The sequence below is a fragment of the Rhodococcus sp. KRD175 genome (assembly GCF_017168275.1).
In the GTDB taxonomy this organism is placed as follows: domain Bacteria; phylum Actinomycetota; class Actinomycetes; order Mycobacteriales; family Mycobacteriaceae; genus Rhodococcoides; species Rhodococcoides fascians.
In genome coordinates, this window is the sequence record NZ_JABFAQ010000005.1 from 571,901 (window position 1) to 588,610 (window position 16,710).

General features: G+C 65.0%; 20 protein-coding genes and 4 tRNA genes. 6 read left to right on the top strand and 18 right to left on the bottom strand.

Features of this window, described 5'->3' with window-relative positions; translation table 11 throughout:
* Positions 1 to 3 precede the first annotated feature (3 nt).
* A complete protein-coding gene (locus J1M81_RS10805) occupies positions 4 to 915 on the top strand; it encodes an alpha/beta fold hydrolase (protein ID WP_045840661.1) in 912 nt (303 codons plus the stop codon).
* A 70-nt stretch (positions 916 to 985) separates the two neighbouring features.
* On the opposite strand, the gene rplA is transcribed toward J1M81_RS10805, so the two are convergent.
* The 11 genes from rplA to J1M81_RS10860 all read right to left on the bottom strand — a co-directional run bounded on the left by rplA (position 986) and on the right by J1M81_RS10860 (position 5,727).
* Entirely contained in the window at positions 986 to 1,705 is a 720-nt protein-coding gene (rplA, locus tag J1M81_RS10810) for a 50S ribosomal protein L1 (RefSeq protein ID WP_027498276.1), read from the bottom strand.
* 89 nt (positions 1,706 to 1,794) lie between these two features.
* Positions 1,795 to 2,229, bottom strand: coding sequence for a 50S ribosomal protein L11 (gene rplK, locus J1M81_RS10815; RefSeq protein ID WP_008713829.1), 435 nt, complete (start codon positions 2,227 to 2,229; stop codon positions 1,795 to 1,797).
* A gap of 64 nt (positions 2,230 to 2,293) precedes the next feature.
* On the bottom strand, positions 2,294 to 3,118 hold the full coding sequence (gene nusG / locus J1M81_RS10820) for a transcription termination/antitermination protein NusG (RefSeq protein WP_027498277.1): 825 nt from the start codon (positions 3,116 to 3,118) through the stop codon (positions 2,294 to 2,296).
* 60 nt (positions 3,119 to 3,178) lie between these two features.
* Positions 3,179 to 3,649, bottom strand: coding sequence for a preprotein translocase subunit SecE (secE, locus tag J1M81_RS10825; protein ID WP_027498278.1), 471 nt, complete (start codon positions 3,647 to 3,649; stop codon positions 3,179 to 3,181).
* Positions 3,650 to 3,679: 30 nt separating this feature from the next.
* Positions 3,680 to 3,752, bottom strand: a tRNA-Trp gene (locus J1M81_RS10830).
* Positions 3,753 to 3,941: 189 nt separating this feature from the next.
* Positions 3,942 to 4,367 carry a (3R)-hydroxyacyl-ACP dehydratase subunit HadB gene (gene hadB / locus J1M81_RS10835; RefSeq protein WP_027498279.1) on the bottom strand — a complete coding sequence of 142 codons (426 nt, stop codon included), beginning with the start codon at positions 4,365 to 4,367 and terminating at the stop codon, positions 3,942 to 3,944.
* Positions 4,354 to 4,866, bottom strand: a complete 513-nt coding sequence (hadA, locus tag J1M81_RS10840) for a (3R)-hydroxyacyl-ACP dehydratase subunit HadA (protein WP_045840660.1) — start codon at positions 4,864 to 4,866, stop codon at positions 4,354 to 4,356. Before hadA ends, hadB begins: the two co-directional genes overlap by 14 nt.
* Before the next feature lie 137 nt (positions 4,867 to 5,003).
* Positions 5,004 to 5,171, bottom strand: a complete 168-nt coding sequence (rpmG, locus tag J1M81_RS10845) for a 50S ribosomal protein L33 (RefSeq protein ID WP_027498281.1) — start codon at positions 5,169 to 5,171, stop codon at positions 5,004 to 5,006.
* A gap of 81 nt (positions 5,172 to 5,252) precedes the next feature.
* Positions 5,253 to 5,325, bottom strand: a tRNA-Met gene (locus J1M81_RS10850).
* Positions 5,326 to 5,388: 63 nt separating this feature from the next.
* Positions 5,389 to 5,461 (bottom strand) — tRNA-Thr (locus J1M81_RS10855).
* A 183-nt stretch (positions 5,462 to 5,644) separates the two neighbouring features.
* Positions 5,645 to 5,727, bottom strand: a tRNA-Tyr gene (locus tag J1M81_RS10860).
* Positions 5,728 to 5,902: 175 nt separating this feature from the next.
* Here J1M81_RS10860 and J1M81_RS10865 point away from each other — a divergent pair.
* Positions 5,903 to 6,403: a YajQ family cyclic di-GMP-binding protein gene (locus J1M81_RS10865; protein WP_027498282.1), complete on the top strand. Its 501-nt coding sequence runs from the start codon at positions 5,903 to 5,905 to the stop codon at positions 6,401 to 6,403.
* Between the two features lie 66 nt (positions 6,404 to 6,469).
* Here the strand turns inward: J1M81_RS10865 and htpX are convergent, their stop codons facing one another.
* Entirely contained in the window at positions 6,470 to 7,339 is an 870-nt protein-coding gene (gene htpX, locus J1M81_RS10870) for a zinc metalloprotease HtpX (protein WP_032375585.1), read from the bottom strand.
* An 87-nt stretch (positions 7,340 to 7,426) separates the two neighbouring features.
* Entirely contained in the window at positions 7,427 to 8,446 is a 1,020-nt protein-coding gene (locus J1M81_RS10875; RefSeq protein WP_032365250.1) for a polyprenyl synthetase family protein, read from the bottom strand.
* A gap of 294 nt (positions 8,447 to 8,740) precedes the next feature.
* On the opposite strand from J1M81_RS10875, the gene J1M81_RS10880 reads away from it, so the two are divergent.
* A complete protein-coding gene (locus J1M81_RS10880; protein ID WP_032375584.1) occupies positions 8,741 to 9,988 on the top strand; it encodes a geranylgeranyl reductase family protein in 1,248 nt (415 codons plus the stop codon).
* A 12-nt stretch (positions 9,989 to 10,000) separates the two neighbouring features.
* Here J1M81_RS10880 and J1M81_RS10885 read toward each other — a convergent pair whose 3' ends face one another.
* The 4 genes from J1M81_RS10885 to J1M81_RS10900 all read right to left on the bottom strand — a co-directional run bounded on the left by J1M81_RS10885 (position 10,001) and on the right by J1M81_RS10900 (position 12,820).
* A complete protein-coding gene (locus J1M81_RS10885; RefSeq protein WP_027498286.1) occupies positions 10,001 to 10,696 on the bottom strand; it encodes a demethylmenaquinone methyltransferase in 696 nt (231 codons plus the stop codon).
* A gap of 14 nt (positions 10,697 to 10,710) precedes the next feature.
* Positions 10,711 to 11,850 carry a glycosyltransferase family 1 protein gene (locus J1M81_RS10890; RefSeq protein WP_197077412.1) on the bottom strand — a complete coding sequence of 380 codons (1,140 nt, stop codon included), beginning with the start codon at positions 11,848 to 11,850 and terminating at the stop codon, positions 10,711 to 10,713.
* A gap of 63 nt (positions 11,851 to 11,913) precedes the next feature.
* On the bottom strand, positions 11,914 to 12,339 hold the full coding sequence (locus J1M81_RS10895; protein WP_032375582.1) for a glutaredoxin domain-containing protein: 426 nt from the start codon (positions 12,337 to 12,339) through the stop codon (positions 11,914 to 11,916).
* A complete protein-coding gene (locus J1M81_RS10900; protein WP_045840680.1) occupies positions 12,332 to 12,820 on the bottom strand; it encodes a hypothetical protein in 489 nt (162 codons plus the stop codon). Before J1M81_RS10900 ends, J1M81_RS10895 begins: the two co-directional genes overlap by 8 nt.
* Positions 12,821 to 12,875: 55 nt before the next feature.
* Between J1M81_RS10900 and J1M81_RS10905 the strand changes: the two genes are divergently transcribed.
* Positions 12,876 to 13,379, top strand: coding sequence for a DUF2505 domain-containing protein (locus J1M81_RS10905; protein WP_027498290.1), 504 nt, complete (start codon positions 12,876 to 12,878; stop codon positions 13,377 to 13,379).
* On the opposite strand, the gene menD is transcribed toward J1M81_RS10905, so the two are convergent.
* On the bottom strand, positions 13,376 to 14,986 hold the full coding sequence (menD, locus tag J1M81_RS10910) for a 2-succinyl-5-enolpyruvyl-6-hydroxy-3-cyclohexene-1-carboxylic-acid synthase (protein WP_032375581.1): 1,611 nt from the start codon (positions 14,984 to 14,986) through the stop codon (positions 13,376 to 13,378). The two genes, J1M81_RS10905 and menD, sit on opposite strands and share 4 nt — an antisense overlap.
* A 62-nt stretch (positions 14,987 to 15,048) precedes the next feature.
* Here menD and J1M81_RS10915 point away from each other — a divergent pair, with 62 nt between their 5' ends.
* Both J1M81_RS10915 and J1M81_RS10920 read left to right on the top strand, forming a co-directional pair.
* Entirely contained in the window at positions 15,049 to 15,636 is a 588-nt protein-coding gene (locus J1M81_RS10915) for a flavin reductase family protein (protein WP_032365245.1), read from the top strand.
* Positions 15,633 to 16,697, top strand: a complete 1,065-nt coding sequence (locus J1M81_RS10920; protein ID WP_032375604.1) for an AbrB family transcriptional regulator — start codon at positions 15,633 to 15,635, stop codon at positions 16,695 to 16,697. The genes J1M81_RS10915 and J1M81_RS10920 overlap by 4 nt, the downstream gene beginning before the upstream one ends.
* Positions 16,698 to 16,710: the final 13 nt, after the last annotated feature.

The following is a 16,710-nucleotide window of genomic DNA, read 5'->3' on the forward strand; positions in this document are numbered from 1 at the left end:
ACCATGAGAATCGAACAAGGCATCGCGCCGGCGAACTCCGTCGAGATCGCGTACGAGGACATGGGTTCGGTCGATGACCCTGCGGTCCTGCTGATCATGGGCCTGTCCGCGCAATTGACGTTGTGGCCCATGGATTTCTGTACCCGCCTCGTCGATGCGGGATACCGAGTGATCCGCATCGACAACCGCGACATCGGATTGTCCACGAAGATGACCGGGCAGAAGGTGCGGGGATCCCAGATCCTCCGAATGATCCGACACGAGCTCGGGATGTCTTCCGACGTGCCCTACACGATCGTCGACATGGCCGCCGACGCCGTAGGAGTACTCGATCACCTCGGGGTCGACACCGTGCACGTCGTCGGTGCATCGATGGGCGGCATGATCACTCAAGTCTTCGCCGGTAGTTACCCCGAACGAACCGAATCGGTGGGCATTCTCTTCTCGAGCACCAACGAGCCGTTCCTACCTCCGCCGGACCCACGCGCCCTGCTGCCCCTGCTCGGTGGCGTCGGGAAGGACGCCACGAAAGAGGAAATCATCGCGCATTCGGCAAAGACGTTGTCCACCATCGACTCTCCCGGCTTCCGCACTCCGCTCGAGGAACAACTGGAGATTGCGCAGGTGATGTACGAGCGGAACTACAACCCCTCGGGCGTCGTGCGGCAGATGGCTGCGATCACCGGCACCGGCAGCCTGCGGCCGTACGCGAAGAAGATCACCGCGCCGACCACCGTCATTCACGGGACCGCCGACAGACTGGTCCGACCCTCGTGCGGCAAGGCCATCGCCCGCGCCGTTCCCGGTGCCGAGCTGACGCTGATCGACGGCATGGCCCACGACCTACCCGCCGCGTTGCTCGACCGCATCAGCGGCATCGTCCTGGCCAACTTCGCTCGCGCGAACGCGGCCTAGATCCTCGGCAAGACCCTACGACGAAGGCCGGCCTCCCTGGGGAGACCGGCCTTCGTTCGCAGTTACGAAATTACGCGTTCGCGTCGTCCTCGAGGAGGTTGCGCGTGCGGTTCGGATCGACCTGGACGCCGGGTCCGGTGGTGGTCGAGACGGTGACCTTCTTGACGTAACGACCCTTGGCCGACGACGGCTTCGCACGCAGGATCTCGTCCAGCGCAGCGCCGTAGTTCTCCACCAGCTTGGTCTCGTCGAACGAGGCCTTACCGATGACGAAGTGCAGGTTGGCCTGCTTGTCGACGCGGAAGTTGATCTTGCCGCCCTTGATGTCGTTGACGGCCTTGGTCACATCGTTGGTGACCGTGCCCGTCTTCGGGTTCGGCATCAGGCCACGCGGTCCGAGGACACGGGCGATGCGGCCGACCTTGGCCATCTGATCGGGGGTGGCGATCGCGGCGTCGAAGTCCAGGAATCCGCCCTGGATGCGCTCGATCAGATCTTCTGCTCCGACGACGTCGGCTCCTGCTGCCTCGGCCTCTGCAGCCTTCTCACCAGCGGCGAAAACAATAACCCGAGCGGTCTTGCCGGTGCCGTGGGGAAGGTTGACGGTGCCGCGCACCATCTGATCCGCCTTGCGGGGATCGACGCCGAGTCGCACTGCAACCTCGACGGTGGGGTCGAACTTGCTCGACGCGGTCTCCTTGGCCAACTTGGCGGCTTCGAGAGGCGAGTAGAGGTTGTCCTGGTCGATCTTTGCGGCCTGCTCGAGGTAGGCCTTGCTGCGCTTTGCCATGTCTTGCTGTCCTTCGTTCGAGTTCAGTGTGGTTGACGAGCCTGGCCGGCTCTCCCACGTGTACTTCGGTTACTGCAGAGAGCTGGTAATCAGCCTTCGACCGTGATGCCCATCGAGCGAGCAGTGCCGGCGATGATCTTCGCGGCCTGATCGATGTCGTTGGCGTTGAGGTCTTCCTGCTTGGTCTTGGCGATCTCGCGCACCTGATCCATGGTCACCTTGGCGACCTTGGTCTTGTGCGGCTCGCCGGAGCCCTTTGCCACGCCTGCAGCCTTGAGCAGCAGCTTGGCAGCGGGAGGAGTCTTGAGCTTGAAGTCGAACGTGCGGTCTTCGTAGACCGAGATCTCGACCGGCACGACGTTGCCGCGCTGCGACTCGGTCGCGGCGTTGTACGCCTTGCAGAACTCCATGATGTTGACGCCGTGCTGGCCCAATGCGGGGCCGACGGGCGGTGCCGGGTTGGCGGCACCGGCCTGGATCTGAAGCTTGATGATCCCGGCTAGCTTCTTCTTCTTCGGGGGCATTTCTTTTTCCTTGTATTCGCTCGGGTTTCTTGCGGTTGCTACTGCAAGTCTGTGCGCGCGGCTTCTAGATCTTGGAGACCTGGGTGAAGCCGAGCTCGACCGGGGTTTCACGGCCGAAGATCGATACCAACACCTTGAGCTTCTGCTGCTCTGCGTTGACCTCGCTGATGCTGGCGGGGAGAGTCGCGAACGGGCCGTCCATGACGGTGACCGACTCGCCGACCTCGAAGTCGACCTCGATGGTCGGCTTCGACGTGGTGTCGCCGCTCTGGTCGCTTGCGCCTGCGGTCGCTTTCGCGTCCTTCTTGGCGCCTTCCTGCGGCATGAGGAACTTGACGACCTCGTTGATGGTCAACGGTGACGGACGCGACGTCGCACCGACGAATCCGGTGACGCCGGGGGTGTTGCGCACTGCGCCCCAGGACTCGTCGTTGAGTTCCATGCGGACCAGGATGTAGCCGGGCAGAACCTTGCGGTTGACCTGCTTGCGCTGGCCGTTCTTGATCTCGGTGACCTCTTCGGTGGGAACTTCCACCTGGAAGATGTAGTCGCCGACGTCGAGGTTCTGCACACGGGTCTCGAGGTTGGCCTTGACCTTGTTCTCGTATCCGGCGTACGAGTGGATGACGTACCAGTCGCCGGGAGCGCGACGCAGAGCCGCCTTCATCTCGGCGACGGGATCCTCGGGCTCTGCCGTGACGTCGGCGTCAGCGGCCTCGTCGCCTTCGGCGGCAACGTCGTCCCCGGCGGCAGCGGCCACGTCGGCCTTGATTGCTTCGTCGGTCTCGCGGTCCTGAGCGGCCTGCTCCGCTTCGAGGCCCTGCTTGGTCGCCTCGACATCGGCGTCGAATGCGGCCACTTCGGTGGCGTCGTTGTGCGGCGTGCTCACGTCAGCACCCTTTCTCTAGTTTCCTGCTCGGTTCGATCGTCGAAAAGTCGGCCGTCTCGGTCAGCCGAACAGCCAGCCGACGCCTTTGATGAACAACACGTCGAGACCGCTGATGTACGCGACCATGAACGTCAGGAAGACGAGCACGACGGTGGTGTAGGTGACCATCTGCTTCTTGTTCGGCCAGATGACCTTGCGCAGTTCGGCAACAACCTCGCGGAAGAACTGCAGCAGCCGCAGAAAAACGTTGGGCCGCTTGTCTGCTTTGGCCTTGCCCGAACGTCCCTTGCCGGACGTGGCTTTCGTGGACGCGGTCGCAGTCTTCGTCATCGACACCGAGGCAGCACCGGTGCTGCGTGCCCTGCTCGACGATCGCTTACCGGTGGGTACGACAGCCTCCGCAGAAGATCCACCGGCAGACGTATCAGCATCGGAGAGACGGCCCTCGGAGCCAGGTACGACGTCGTCTGGGGCCGAAGAGTCCTCGAACTCCCCCGATCGACCGTCGCGCTTACCGCGCTCCTCGCTCACGTCGTTCCTCTCAGTTGCTGACACCTTGGGCAGGGGCGACAGGACTTGAACCTGCAACCTACGGTTTTGGAGACCGTTGCTCTACCAATTGAGCTACGCCCCTTCGGCCGAAACTTCTCGGCCGCTCTGGTGTCGATCCGACTCACACGCTCGAGCCCACGTCACCTCGGAAAGAGGACGCGGGCAGCGCAGAGCGCCGGATTACCCCAGAAATCTCAGTGTACTGCACACTCTTCGGAACAGATAAATCCCGTCGTCCCGGCCACGAACTACTTCTGCCGGATCGACATGCTCAGGCCAAACGTACCGTTGCGGTAGCTCGCCCGAAAATCTTCTTGCCCTCGAACTTCGCCACGATGGCAATCACGGCAGTTCGCTCCTCGACGTCCATCGTCTTGATCTTGCCGGTGAACTCGACCTGCGCCGCCGAATCCGCCGGGACGAACACCGAGCTGGTGAAGCGCACGTTGTACTCGGTGACCGCACCCGGATCGCCGAGCCATGACGTGACGAAGCCGGCACCGAGGCCCATCGTCAGCATTCCGTGCGCGATCACGTTGTCCAATCCGGCCAGCGCGACAACTTCGTCACTCCAGTGGATCGGGTTGGGATCGCCGGACACACCGGCGTAGTTCACCAGGTCGCCGCGGGTCAAGGACACGACTCGCTCGGGCAGCTCCTCGCCGACGGACACGTCGTCGAAACTACGAAGCGCCATGCCTGATCACTTCCTTGACCGCATGGGCGATGTTCTCGTCGATCTCCCCGCCGGTCCGCGCCACGATGGTCGTCCACGTGGTCTGTACGAGATCACCGTTCTGGTCGGTGATGATGTTCTTCGTGGTCATGATGTCGCTGCCGCTCATCTGCCGGAAGGACTCGAGGTACACGTCGCAGAAGATTCGATCGCCGACCTGAATCGGGCGATGGAATTCCAGTCGTTGGTCGGTCTGCAGAATCTGGCTCGGGTCGTAACCGGTGATGACCTCTTGCAGCATCCGGGTCTGCGACATGATCCCGAGCAGGGAAACGAAGGTCAAGGGCGCGAGGAGACCGTCGTAACCGAGGCCCTTCGCTGCGTCCTCGTCGTGATGCGCGGGATGAAAATCCTGGACGGCACGCGCGTATTCACGAACCTTCTCGCGGCCGACCTCGTAGAAGTCGTCGACGCGGAAATGAGAACCGACCATGGACGCCGCGTGTGCGGATGCATCCATGGTCGGGACATCGTGTGGAGCTTGTGACACGGAAAACCTTTTCTACCCTGGACGCAAGAGCCGTTAGGGGGAGAAAAAGTGACCTAACGCCGGGCGCCGACTAGAGATCGGAACTGCGAACCAGCGAGCCGTGCAATCTAGCGAGATTCGCGGTGAGCCCGGTGCGTTCCGCAGTTGGAGCAGAACTTCTTCAGCTCGATGCGGTCGGGATCGTTCCGACGGTTCTTCTTGGTGATGTAGTTGCGGTGCTTGCAAACCTCGCAGGCCAAGGTGATCTTGGGCCGCACATCGGTGGAGGAGGCCACTGGACGCCTACTTTCGGGTAAATCTGATCTGGGTCAATCAGGACTGTTCATGCGTGCTACTTGCCGTGCTTGCCTACTGTGTAGCGGTGACCGGACTTGAACCGGCGACGCAACGATTATGAGTCGTTTGCTCTACCAACTGAGCTACACCGCCTCAGGTGCTCATCGTCCACCATCCCACGAACGGGAGCGCGACGTCGAGCCATCCAATCCAGCGAGCCCCCTAACGGAATCGAACCGTTGACCTTTTCCTTACCATGGAAACGCTCTACCGACTGAGCTAAGGGGGCGGGTGACTACGGGAACTCTCGTTCCGCAGGCTCCACCTCAGAACACGAACAAGCCGTGCGCTGAAGCCTTCAAGAGGTTACACATTCCGAGCACCGACTGCCAAATTGCGAGGTCAGCGGCCCTGATATGTCCTCTTCACATGGAAACCCCAGCGAGAAAATTTCTCGCCGGGGTTCCAGGTGTGGCAGATGTAGGATTCGAACCTACGTAGGCATAAGCCGACGGATTTACAGTCCGCTCCCATTGGCCGCTCGGGCAATCTGCCGTGCTGCGATCGAAGTCCGTGCTGGTCTTCGGCGCGGTGAGAAGAATACAACGAACGTCCCCCCGGAACGCAAACCGGGTGGATACGGTCGGTAGCGGGCCGATAAAGTCCCAGCGGGATGTGGACCGACACCACCGCAGAAACAAATTTTCGATTCGACTGGAGAGTGTGAGAAGTGGCTGATTCGTCCTTCGACGTAGTGAGCAAAGTCGACCGGCAGGAAGTGGACAACGCTCTCGGACAGGCCGCGAAGGAGCTGGCGACCCGCTTCGACTTCCGAGGATCGGACACCAGCATCGAGTGGTCCGGCAGTGGCGAGTCCGAGACCATCGTCATCACGTCCGAATCCGAGGAGAAGGTCAAGGCAGCTCTGGACGTCTTCAAGGAGAAACTGATCCGACGCGACGTATCGCTCAAGGCTTTCGAGACCAACGACCCGGCCGCGTCCGGCAAGGTCTACAAGGTCACCGGCAAACTCGTGCAAGGCATCAGCACCGAGAACGCCAAGAAGATCTCCAAGAAGATCCGCGACGACGGCCCCAAGGGCGTCAAAGCGCAGATCCAGGGCGACGAGCTGCGCGTGAGCAGCAAGAAGCGCGACGACCTGCAGGCAATCCAACAGTTGCTCAAGAACGAGGACTTCGGCATCGCCCTGCAGTTCGTCAACTACCGGTAGAGCGCCGCATGTGAGTGGAACCTCGTAGCAGACTACGAAGTTCCACTCACATGCCGCAGGCTCCGCTCAGTAGGGCCGGTGGCCGGCCATCCGCTCGAGCCGTTCGATTCGGTCGGCCATCGGCGGGTGGGTGGCGAAGAGCGCGCCCGCCTTGTCGCCGATGCGGAACGGATTGGCGATCATCAGATGCGACTCCGCGGCCAGCCGCGGCTCGGGCGGCAGCGGTGCCAGCTGCACCCCCTGCTCGAGTTTGCGCAGTGCCGACGCCAGCGCCAGCGGATCACCGGTCAGCTCGGCACCGGACTGATCGGCCTGATACTCCCGAGAACGAGAGACCGCGAGCCGCACCAACGTGGCCGCGATGGGCCCCAGCATCGACACCAACAGCAGAGCGAGCGGATTGGCTCCCCCGTTGCCGCGGCCACCGAAGACGTTGGCGAAGAAGGCCAGGTTCGCCAGGCCCGAGATGACCGCCGCCATGGCACCGGCCACCGACGAGATCAGGATGTCGCGGTTGTAGACGTGCGAGAGTTCGTGTCCGAGCACCGCTCGAAGTTCCCGCTCGTCGAGGATCCGAAGAATGCCCTCGGTGCAGCACACGGCTGCGTTGCGCGGGTTCCGCCCGGTGGCGAACGCGTTGGGATTGTTGGTCGGGCTCACGTACAGCGCCGGCATCGGCTGATGCGCCGTTGTCGCCAGTTCCCGCACGATCCGGTACATCGCCGGCTGTTCGAGCTCACTCACCGGCACCGCGTGCATCGACTTCAGAGCCATCTTCGCGCTGTTGAAGTACGCGTAGCCGTTGACGCCGACGGCCAGCACGATCGACCCGATCAGAATCATCGAGTTACCGAACAACGAACCGATGAAGACGATCAGCGCAGACATCCCGACCAGCAGGCCGAATGTCTTCGCACCGTTGGCGTAACTGTTCATCGTGACGGGTGCCTCCTCGTACCGGGTGTTCCTACCCGATTCAACGACGGCACCCCGACGTGCAGTTCCCGACCACCGAGTGGGCGACTACCCCACGCGTTCGACGGTGTAGTTCACCAGTCGGCCCAGGGCGTCGTTGGCCGGTCCCTGCGGCAGCAGTGCGAGCTCGGCGTGGGCGCGGTCGGCGTACTCGCCGAGGGTCTTCTTGGCCGCGACCATGCCGGGTGATCGCTGCAACAGCTCCAGGGCCTCGGTGACCAGCGCATCCTCGGTGACCGGGCCGGCCAGGATCTCGCGCAGGCGGTCGCCGTCGGCACCTTCCTCGCGGAGCGCGAACAGCACCGGCAGGGTGTGCACGCCTTCCCGCAGGTCGGTGCCGGGAGTCTTACCCGACTGCTCGGTGGCCGAGGAGATGTCGATGATGTCGTCGGAGATCTGGAACGCGGTGCCGACAGCGTCACCGAGGCGCTCGAGGCGTCCCACGTGCTCGGCATCGCCGCCACTGAACGTGCCGCCGAAGCGCCCACAGGAGGCGATGAGCGACCCGGTCTTCTCCCACACGACCTTCAAGTAGTGCGCGATGGGATCGTCGGTGCTCTTGGCCCCGATCGTTTCGCGCATCTGCCCGGTGACCAACTCGGCGAAGGTCTCGGCGATGATGCGGACGGCGTCGGGTCCGAGGGTGGACACCAGACGCGACGCATGTGCGAAGAGGTAGTCGCCCGCGAGAATCGCCACACTGTTGCCCCAGCGAGAGTTCGCGCTCTCGGCTCCGCGGCGCATCGACGCCTCGTCCATGACGTCGTCGTGATAGAGCGTCGCCAAGTGCACCAGCTCGACCACGGTGGCGGCGGTGACGATCGCCGGATCTGTCGGCGACGGCCCCAGCTGGCCGGTCAGCACGGTGAACAGGGGTCGGAATCGCTTGCCGCCGGCCTTCGCCAGATGCAGAGCAGCCTCGGTGAGGAACTCTTCGCCGTCGGACAGTTCACTGATCATCAGCTCTTCGACGCGCGCGAGACCGTCGGCGACGGATCGAGCGAGCTCCGGGTCACCCAGGTCGACTCCGGCAACGACCGTTACTGCGGTCGCGTCGTCTGTACTCACGATGTTGATCCCTGTCCTGTCGTCGGCGTCGAGCGGCGATGGATGACGGAAACTGCTGCTCGGGTACTACCGTAGTGAACCTAGTGTGCACACTCGCACGACGGTGCCGCCCACCACAGGTGACTATTCCCTCACCGAACCGAGCCCGAGTCGCTTCCCGACGCGGCCTGCAGGGCCAATGAGTGAACGACGTCACCGCTCCGACGGTGAACACCCCCGATGAGCAGGGCCTCGACAACGGTCGACCGAAGGCCCTGACGGCGCAGCACCGCGGCAATCGGGATACTGGGATCTGTGACCTCATCCAACCCGGCCCTGCCCTCCTCGACCGATGTGTTGGTCGTGGGCGCGGGCCCCGCAGGATCGTCCGCGGCAGCGTGGGCAGCGCGTTCCGGCCGCGACGTCGTACTCGCCGACGCGGCCGTCTTTCCCCGGGACAAGACGTGCGGCGACGGGCTGACTCCGCGCGCGGTCGCCGAACTCGATCGGTTGGGCCTGGGTGAATGGGTTCGCGGTACCGCGCGCAATCGCGGGTTGCGCCTGAGTGGGTTCGGCCAGGAACTCGAGCTCGAATGGCCGAGCAGATCTTTCCCGGCGGTGGGCAGCGCCGTCCCGCGAACCGAATTGGACGACCGTATTCGCCGCGTCGCCGTCGAGGCCGGGGCTGTGATGGCCGAGGGTGCCAAAGCGGTGTCCGTCACCCGCGACGGAAATGCGGTCCGAACGGTGACGCTGCAGACCGGCGAAGGCAGCCACGAGGTCGCGTGCCGCACTCTGATCGTCGCCGACGGAGTCCGGTCCACGCTGGGCAAGCAACTCGGACGCCAGTGGCACCGCGACACCGCGTTCGGCGTCGCCGCCCGCGCGTACATCACGTCTGCGCGCAGCGACGACGAATGGATCAGCTCACACCTCGAACTGCGCGACGGCGCAGGCACGCTGCAGCCCGGCTACGGATGGGTCTTCCCCCTGAACGACGGCAACATCAACATCGGCGTCGGCACGCTGGCCACCGCCACCCGGCCCGCACCGGGAGCCCTGCGTCCCCTGCTGGACCTCTACACCCAGCAGCGGCGGTCGGAATGGGAATTGACCGGCGAGCTGCGGTCGGTCGCTTCGGCGCTGCTGCCGATGGGCGGGGCGGTCTCCGGCGTCGCGGGGGTGAACTGGGCGATCATCGGCGACGCCGCAGCGTGCGTGAACCCACTCAACGGTGAGGGCATCGACTACGGACTCGAAGGCGGCCGCATGGTCGTCGACCTTCTCGATCACGCCGACCTGACCGACGCCTGGCCGACTGTGCTGCGTGAGCACTACGGTCAAGCCTTCTCCATTGCTCGACGCCTCGCCGGACTGCTGACCGTGCCGAGGTTCCTGCCCGCAGCGGGCCCGGTGGGCATGCGCTCGCGGGCACTGATGAAAGTTGCCGTCCGGTGCATGGGCAATCTGGTCACCGAGGCCGACAGCGACCTCGTCGCTCGTACGTGGCGAACCGCGGGAACCACGTCATTGAAAATCGATTCGCGGCCGCCGTTTTCGTAGCCGCGCGCGGACTCAGGGCCGAATTGCCTTGTGCAGAGCCACGATTCCGCCGGTGAGGTTGCGCCACTGCACGTCGGTCCAGCCGGCGTCGGCGATGCGCTGAGCCAACTGCTCCTGGGTTGGCCACGCGCGAATGGACTCGGCGAGATAGACGTAGGCGTCGGGGTTGCTGCTCACTGCGCGAGCGACTTTGGGGAGCGCCTTCATCAGGTACTCCATGTATGCCGTGCGGAACGGGCCGAAGACCGGGGTGGAGAATTCCGACACCACAAGACGCCCACCGGGTTTGGTGACTCGGGCAATTTCGCGCAGACCGGCATCGAAGTCGGAGACATTGCGAAGACCGAACGAGATGGTGGCGGCGTCGAAACTGGCGTCGGCGTACGGAAGCGCCATCGCGTCACCGGCGACCATCGGCACTCCGCGGGAGAGTCCGGCTCGGAGCATGCCCTTGGAGAAGTCGGTGGCGACGCACCAGGCCCCGCTGCGTCCGAGTTCGACCGTGGAGACGCCGGTGCCGGCGGCGAGATCGAGGACCCGCTCGCCCGGCTTCAGGTCGAGTGCTCGGCGGGTCAGCTTGCGCCAGCTGCGGTCCTGGCCGAACGACAGAACGGTGTTGGTGATGTCGTAGCGGCGGGCGACGCCGTCGAACATCGACGCCACCTCGTGGGGCTCTTTTTCCAGGGTTGCGCGCGATGTCGTGGCCACGAACTCCAGCTTACTCAGGCTGCTTCGGTCACCCGTGGCGCTGTGATGCCTTGCACGTCGTAGTAGTGGGAGATCAGCTCGTCGCAGATGGCAGGCCAGGTGCGGTGCAGAACCGATCGGCGGGCGGCGTTGCCGAAGCGGGCGCGGGTGGTGGGTTCGGCGAGGGCGCCGACTGCACTGGGCAGCAGCTCGGTGAACTTGTCGACCGGCAGTAGGTAGCCGTTGCGGCAGTGCGAGACCAGATCGCGGGGTCCGCCGGCGTCGGGCCCGATGACGGGTACTCCGCTGGCGAGGGCTTCTTGGACTGCCTGACAGAAGGTTTCGTGTTCGCCGGGGTGGACGAAGATGTCGAAGCTGGCGTAGGCCTGCGCGAGTTCGTCTCCGCCGAGTTGCCCGGTGAAGATCGCATTCGGCATCAACGCCTGCAGTGTTGCCGTATCGGGTCCGCCGCCGACGATCACCAGCTGAACCGACGGATCTGCGGCCAGCACGGCGAGCCGCTCGACGTGCTTCTCCGGCGCGAGCCTGCCGACGAACCCGACGATCAGCTTTTCACCTGCTCCCCATCGGCCGCGAAGGGTGGCCGACGCGGCCGAGGGCGCGAACCGAACCGCGTCCACTCCCCTGGCCCACCGGTGTACGCGCGGGATGCCGTGCTGCTCGAGAGCGTCGACGGCCGAGGTGGACGGTGCCAGAGTGCGGGCCGCTCCGCGGTGCAGTCTCCTGGTCCAACGCCACGCGGCCTTCGAGGTCAAGCCGAGGCCGTAGCTCGCGGCGAATCCTGCGACATCGGTCTGGTAGACGGCGACGGCAGGCACGTCGAGGCGGTTCGCGGCGGCCAGACCACCCGCTCCGAGCAGGAACGGGGACGCCAGATGCACGACGTCGGGCGCGAAGGTCCTTAGCGCAGAGACCATCCCGAGGCCAGGAACACCGACGGGTAGGGAGCTGACCTTCGGCACCATCACGGACGGCACTCGGTGGACCGGGACGCCGTTGTGCCAGGTCGCCGCTCGCGGTCCCGACGGGTTGTCGGGGGCGACGACGATGGCGTCGTGCCCGGTCTTCTCGAGATGTTCGAGGACACGGATCACCGAGTGGGTGACGCCGTTCATGTTGGGTAAGAACGATTCCGCAACGATGGCTACTCGCACGGTCCTCAGTGTGGGTGGCCACGCAGTCGCCCAGGCATGGACGACGTTACGTGTGGGCCAACGTCACACGAATTGCTGGGCGACCCACGACGGACTCGGGTTGGTGCGGTGTCCGGTACCCACGAACACCGTCGGAACCGTCTCGTTCCCGTCGTTCACCGACCGAACCCGCGCTGCGGCAGCTGCATCTGCGCGGATGTTCGTCCACACGGCCTTCTTTCCGCGGAGCAACAGCGCAACCCGTAGCCGAAGGCAGAAGATGCAACCGGGACGCCAGTAGATCAGCGGCACCGATTTTTCGGTCGCAGCCACTCGAGACGCGTCGTCGGACAGAGAACGGGGATACAGCACCGGAGTCGTCAGGACGAGCAGGAACACCACCACGAGCACCATGATCACGATCGAGGACGCGACGTTGCCGAAGTTCACCAACGCGAACCCGGCCACCGCGGCGACAGCAGCGATGACCCACTGCCTGGCATTACGCATCCTGTACCTCCATGCGCTTGGCCCCCATACGCTGGGTCTCCTTGCGACGTAACCAGAACAGGGCCGGCAGGGCGATCAGCCAGGTGACGACGATGACCGATCCAGCGGGGACGATGGCCACGGTGGCGTCACGGCCGGCTACCCGCACCAGCAGGTCGCTGTCGCTGTCGTTGTCGTCGGAGTCCGCCTTGTAGTACTCGACCTCGATGCGCTGACCCACGACGAGATTGGTGGGGTACAGCACGCCGAGTCTGGGATTGTGGGTCACGCCGTCGGGGGTGATGAAACTGACCGCCGAACGCAATTTGCCCGCCGACAGCACCTCGGCCGTCGCGACGCCCTTGTCGGAGTCGATGGTGACGTCGTTTCGCCAGGCACCGACCACCAAAAGGACCGACAGAACCGAGATGGCAACCGCGACCACGAGCACGACCAGCCGGATTCTGTGCAGAGTTCGGCTGCCCCTCTCGGTGTCGGTCACAGCATTCAGGTTACTTCGCGGCCGGTTCGCCTCCGCTCCGGTAGCCTCTGTGCTCATGTCGCGCAGCTTCGAGTTCACCGTCGAATCGTCCAATCCGCCCGCTGACGTGCATGCCGCACTCACCAGTGAAGACCAGTGGGCCGCTCGCTTCGCCAAGGCGAAGAAGACGGACGGGTACGAGATGACCAAGCACGACGACGGCGGCTTGACCGTGGACATCACGGAGGAGGTCGGCACGTCCGAACTGCCCGGGTTCGTCACGAAAGTCATCAAGGGCAAGCTGATCGTCTCGCGTACCGACCACTGGGGTCCGCTCGAAGGCGACCACGCCGAGGGCACGCTGGTCGGCGGCACCACGGGTCTCCCCGCGAAAGTGAACGGCACCCTCTCGCTTCGCCCCGACGGCACCGGAGCGAAACTGGTCGTCAAGGGTGAGTCGACCGTCAAGATTCCGCTCGTCGGCGGCAAGATCGAAGACCTGATCAACAAGATGATCAAGGACATGATCGATCAGGAAACCGGCGAAACACTCGAATGGGTTGCTGCGCAACAGAATTAGAGACGGGCCCGGATCGCTGCGTGTAGGTCGCGCAGCCCGGAGCGCTCCGTGGTCACTTCCAGCACCCTGATTCCCGTGGCATGGCCGGTGAGTTCGGTTGCCAGATCGGCCAAGTCGACCAGGTGGTGCTCCACGCGGTAGGCCCCGCACAACGCTCCCAGGTCCATTCCGTGCGGTGTTCCGAACACCCGCTCGAACACACCCGCGTACTGCGGGTCGCCCTGTTCGAGAAGCTCGAAGATGCCGCCGCCGTCGTCGTTGGCGACGACGATCGTCAGGTCGTCCGGACTCGGCTCGCCGGTGCCGATGAGCAGACCGGCCGCGTCGTGCAGGAACGTCAGATCACCGAGAAGCGCCACCGTGCGGCGCTTTCCGGCCATCGCCGCACCGATGGCCGTCGAGACGGTGCCGTCGATGCCGGCCACGCCACGATTGGACAGAACCTTCACGCCCGGGATCGGAGTCGAGACCAGGGCCGCGTCGCGCACGGGGTTGGAGGCTCCGAGCACCAGCTGATCTCCGGGCTGCAATGCCGACATCACCGCGTCGGCAACGTGCAGACCCGTCGGCTTGGGGTGCTCTCGAAGTTGTTGGTGCACAGCCTTTTCGGCTCTCTCGGACAGCGCGGCGCAACGGGCGATCCACGCGGGATCGGGTGCGCCGGTGGTCACGGCACGCGTGCCGGTGGCCAGCACGTTGCCCGAGACGTCGGGCCAACGCGGGCCGGTGGTGAGCGCGATGACGTCCACCGCCGGATCCGCGAGCAGCGCCGACACCTGACGGTGCAGGGTCGGACGACCGGTGATGACGGCTTGACGCGGCTTCAACTGCGCAAGAGCCAAGGGATGCAACGCAATTCCGTGCAGTGGCGCTGTCGGCTCGGCAACGGTCGGCAGCCCGGCGAGCTCAGGACGAACGGCTCCGCCGTGCCCGGACACGACGACGGTGTCGACCGACAGATCGAGTTCGACCGGCACGTCGAGGGTCGCCTGGGTGGTCGAGGTCCACGGCATCCCGTCGGGACGTCCTTCGGGCCGGGCCCCCGGATCGCCGAGGGCGGGGACCAACGGTTCACGCAGTGGAATGTCGAAGTGCACCGGTCCGGCGTTGCCCGAGCGCGCACCGCGCGCAGCGGCGATGACTCGCGAGACCGCGCTTCGCCACTGACTGTTCTGCTTGGGTCCTTCCTCGGCGAGCCCGAGGCTGATCGTTGCGCGGACCTGCGAACCGAACAGGCCCAACTGCTCGATGGTCTGGTTGGCACCGGTGCCGAGCATCTCGTACGGCCGGTTGGCACTGATGACGATCAGCGGGATCCGGGCGTAGTTCGCTTCGAGCACTGCGGGCCCGAGGTTCGCCACCGCTGTTCCCGACGTCATCACCACCGGGACAGGTTGGCCGCTGCCCAGGCTCAGTCCGATGGCCAGGAATCCGGCGGTCCGCTCGTCGATCCGCATGTGCAGTCGTAGCCGGCCGGCCGCGTCGGCTTCCTGCAGAGCGAAGGCCAACGGGGCGTTGCGCGAGCCGGGACAGAGCACGACGTCTTCGATCCCGCTGCGCGCCAGTTCGTCGACGACTGCAGTGGCCTGAGCGGTGGACGGATTCACAGTTTCCAGAGTGTCAGATGCTCCGGTCGGCCGCCGCAACCGGGCTTTGACAGTATTGAGGCGTGCGTACAGTCTTCCGGCCCGACGAGGTCTCCTCCCGCCGCTTCTACCAGCTACTGACCGCGTCGGTGGTCCCCAGGCCCATCGCCTGGATCTCCACGGTCTCGGCCGACGGTGTGGCGAACCTCGCGCCCTACAGCTTCTTCACCGTCTCGTCCGTGGAACCGCCGGTCGTCCAGTTCACGTCCGTGACCCGCAAGGACAGTCTGCGCAACATCGAGGCCACCGGCGAGTTCGTCGTCAACCTGGCCACGGCACCGTTGGTCGATCAGGTCAACGGCAGCTCGGCGAGCTTCGAGCACGGCGTCAGCGAGTTCGAGGCCGTCGGCATCGAGAGCGAACCCAGTGCGATCGTCACGCCGCCGCGGGTAGCCGCGGCCCCGATCGCCATCGAAGCCACCCTGCACCGCGTCGTCGAGGTGGGAAACTGCTTCGTCGTCATGGGCAGCGTCGTCGCGGTGTCGGTTCGACCCGAATTTCTCGCCGAGGACGGCCTGCCCGAGTTCGAGACCATCGCTCCGCTCAGTCGACTCGGCCGTACCGAGTGGGGACTGCCGCCCGAGGTTCGCGAGATCGAGCGACCTTCTTGATTCGCTGGCTGCTGCTGGTTCTCGTCACGGTCGCACTGACCGTCGGGGCCGATGCGCTCGGCGTGCCGTCGGCTGCGTTGTTCGTTGCACTGTTGGTGGCGATCGTGTTCGCGCTCGCCGGATGGGCTCCGACGACCGGAACCGAGCGAGCGCCGCTCCCCCGCAGACTCGGCATGGCGGCGCAGGCAATCCTCGGCGTCGAAATCGGCACGCTCGTGCAGAGCGACACTCTGAGCTCGCTGGGCGATACCTGGCTGCCGGTACTGCTGGCATGCATCGGCACCCTGTTGCTGTCGATCGCGGCCGGCGCGCTGTTGGGGCTTCGTAAAGACATCGATTCACTGACCGGCTCCTTGGCGCTGGTCGCAGGCGGAGCCTCGGGACTGGTGGCGATCACCCAGGAGTTGGGCGGCGACGAACGCGTGGTCGCGGTGGTGCAATACCTGCGCGTGGTACTGGTGACCACAACGCTGCCGCTGGTCGCAACCCTGGTGTTCGACGCCCAACCCGGACAATCTTCGGTCACCGCCGACGTGCACGAGGCGCTGTGGATCGATCTTGCGTTCGTCCTGATCTGCGGCGTCATCGGGGTAATGCTGGCCAAGGTGATCCGGCTGCCCGCCCCCGCCCTGCTCGGCCCGCTGATGATCGCCACGCTCGCCGACGTGCTCGGCGTCTCGTTCGACGCGTCCGTCCCGACGCTGTTGCTGTGGGCGGCGTACATCGTCATCGGCTGGCAGGCCGGACTGCGGTTCACCGTCGCCAGCTTGAAGTCGATCTCGCGGGTCCTGCCCGCATCGCTGATGTTGATCATCGCCGTCACCGTCTGCTGCGCGATGCTCGGCCTGTGGCTGGCGTCCGCGACGGGGACGAGCGGCTACGAGGGCTACCTCGCAACCACTCCCGGCGGAGTGTACGCGGTGCTGGCCATCGCCGCGTCGACCGGGGCGAACGTCACCTTCGTCGTGGCCGCCCAGGTGATCCGCGTGTTCATGATGCTGTTCGCAGTACCCGTCGGAGCCAAGGTGGTCCAGCGCTACCGGCGCGGTCGGCCCGAGTGAGAGATCGACGGAA

Coding starts and splice junctions, on each gene's coding strand:
- J1M81_RS10805 (WP_045840661.1), top strand. CDS start 4: ATGAGAATCGAACAAGGCATCGCGCCGGCGAACTCCGTCGAGATCGCG.
- rplA (WP_027498276.1), bottom strand. CDS start 1,705: ATGGCAAAGCGCAGCAAGGCCTACCTCGAGCAGGCCGCAAAGATCGAC.
- rplK (WP_008713829.1), bottom strand. CDS start 2,229: ATGCCCCCGAAGAAGAAGAAGCTAGCCGGGATCATCAAGCTTCAGATC.
- hadB (WP_027498279.1), bottom strand. CDS start 4,367: ATGGCGCTTCGTAGTTTCGACGACGTGTCCGTCGGCGAGGAGCTGCCC.
- hadA (WP_045840660.1), bottom strand. CDS start 4,866: ATGGATGCATCCGCACACGCGGCGTCCATGGTCGGTTCTCATTTCCGC.
- htpX (WP_032375585.1), bottom strand. CDS start 7,339: ATGAACAGTTACGCCAACGGTGCGAAGACATTCGGCCTGCTGGTCGGG.
- J1M81_RS10895 (WP_032375582.1), bottom strand. CDS start 12,339: ATGCGTAATGCCAGGCAGTGGGTCATCGCTGCTGTCGCCGCGGTGGCC.
- J1M81_RS10905 (WP_027498290.1), top strand. CDS start 12,876: ATGTCGCGCAGCTTCGAGTTCACCGTCGAATCGTCCAATCCGCCCGCT.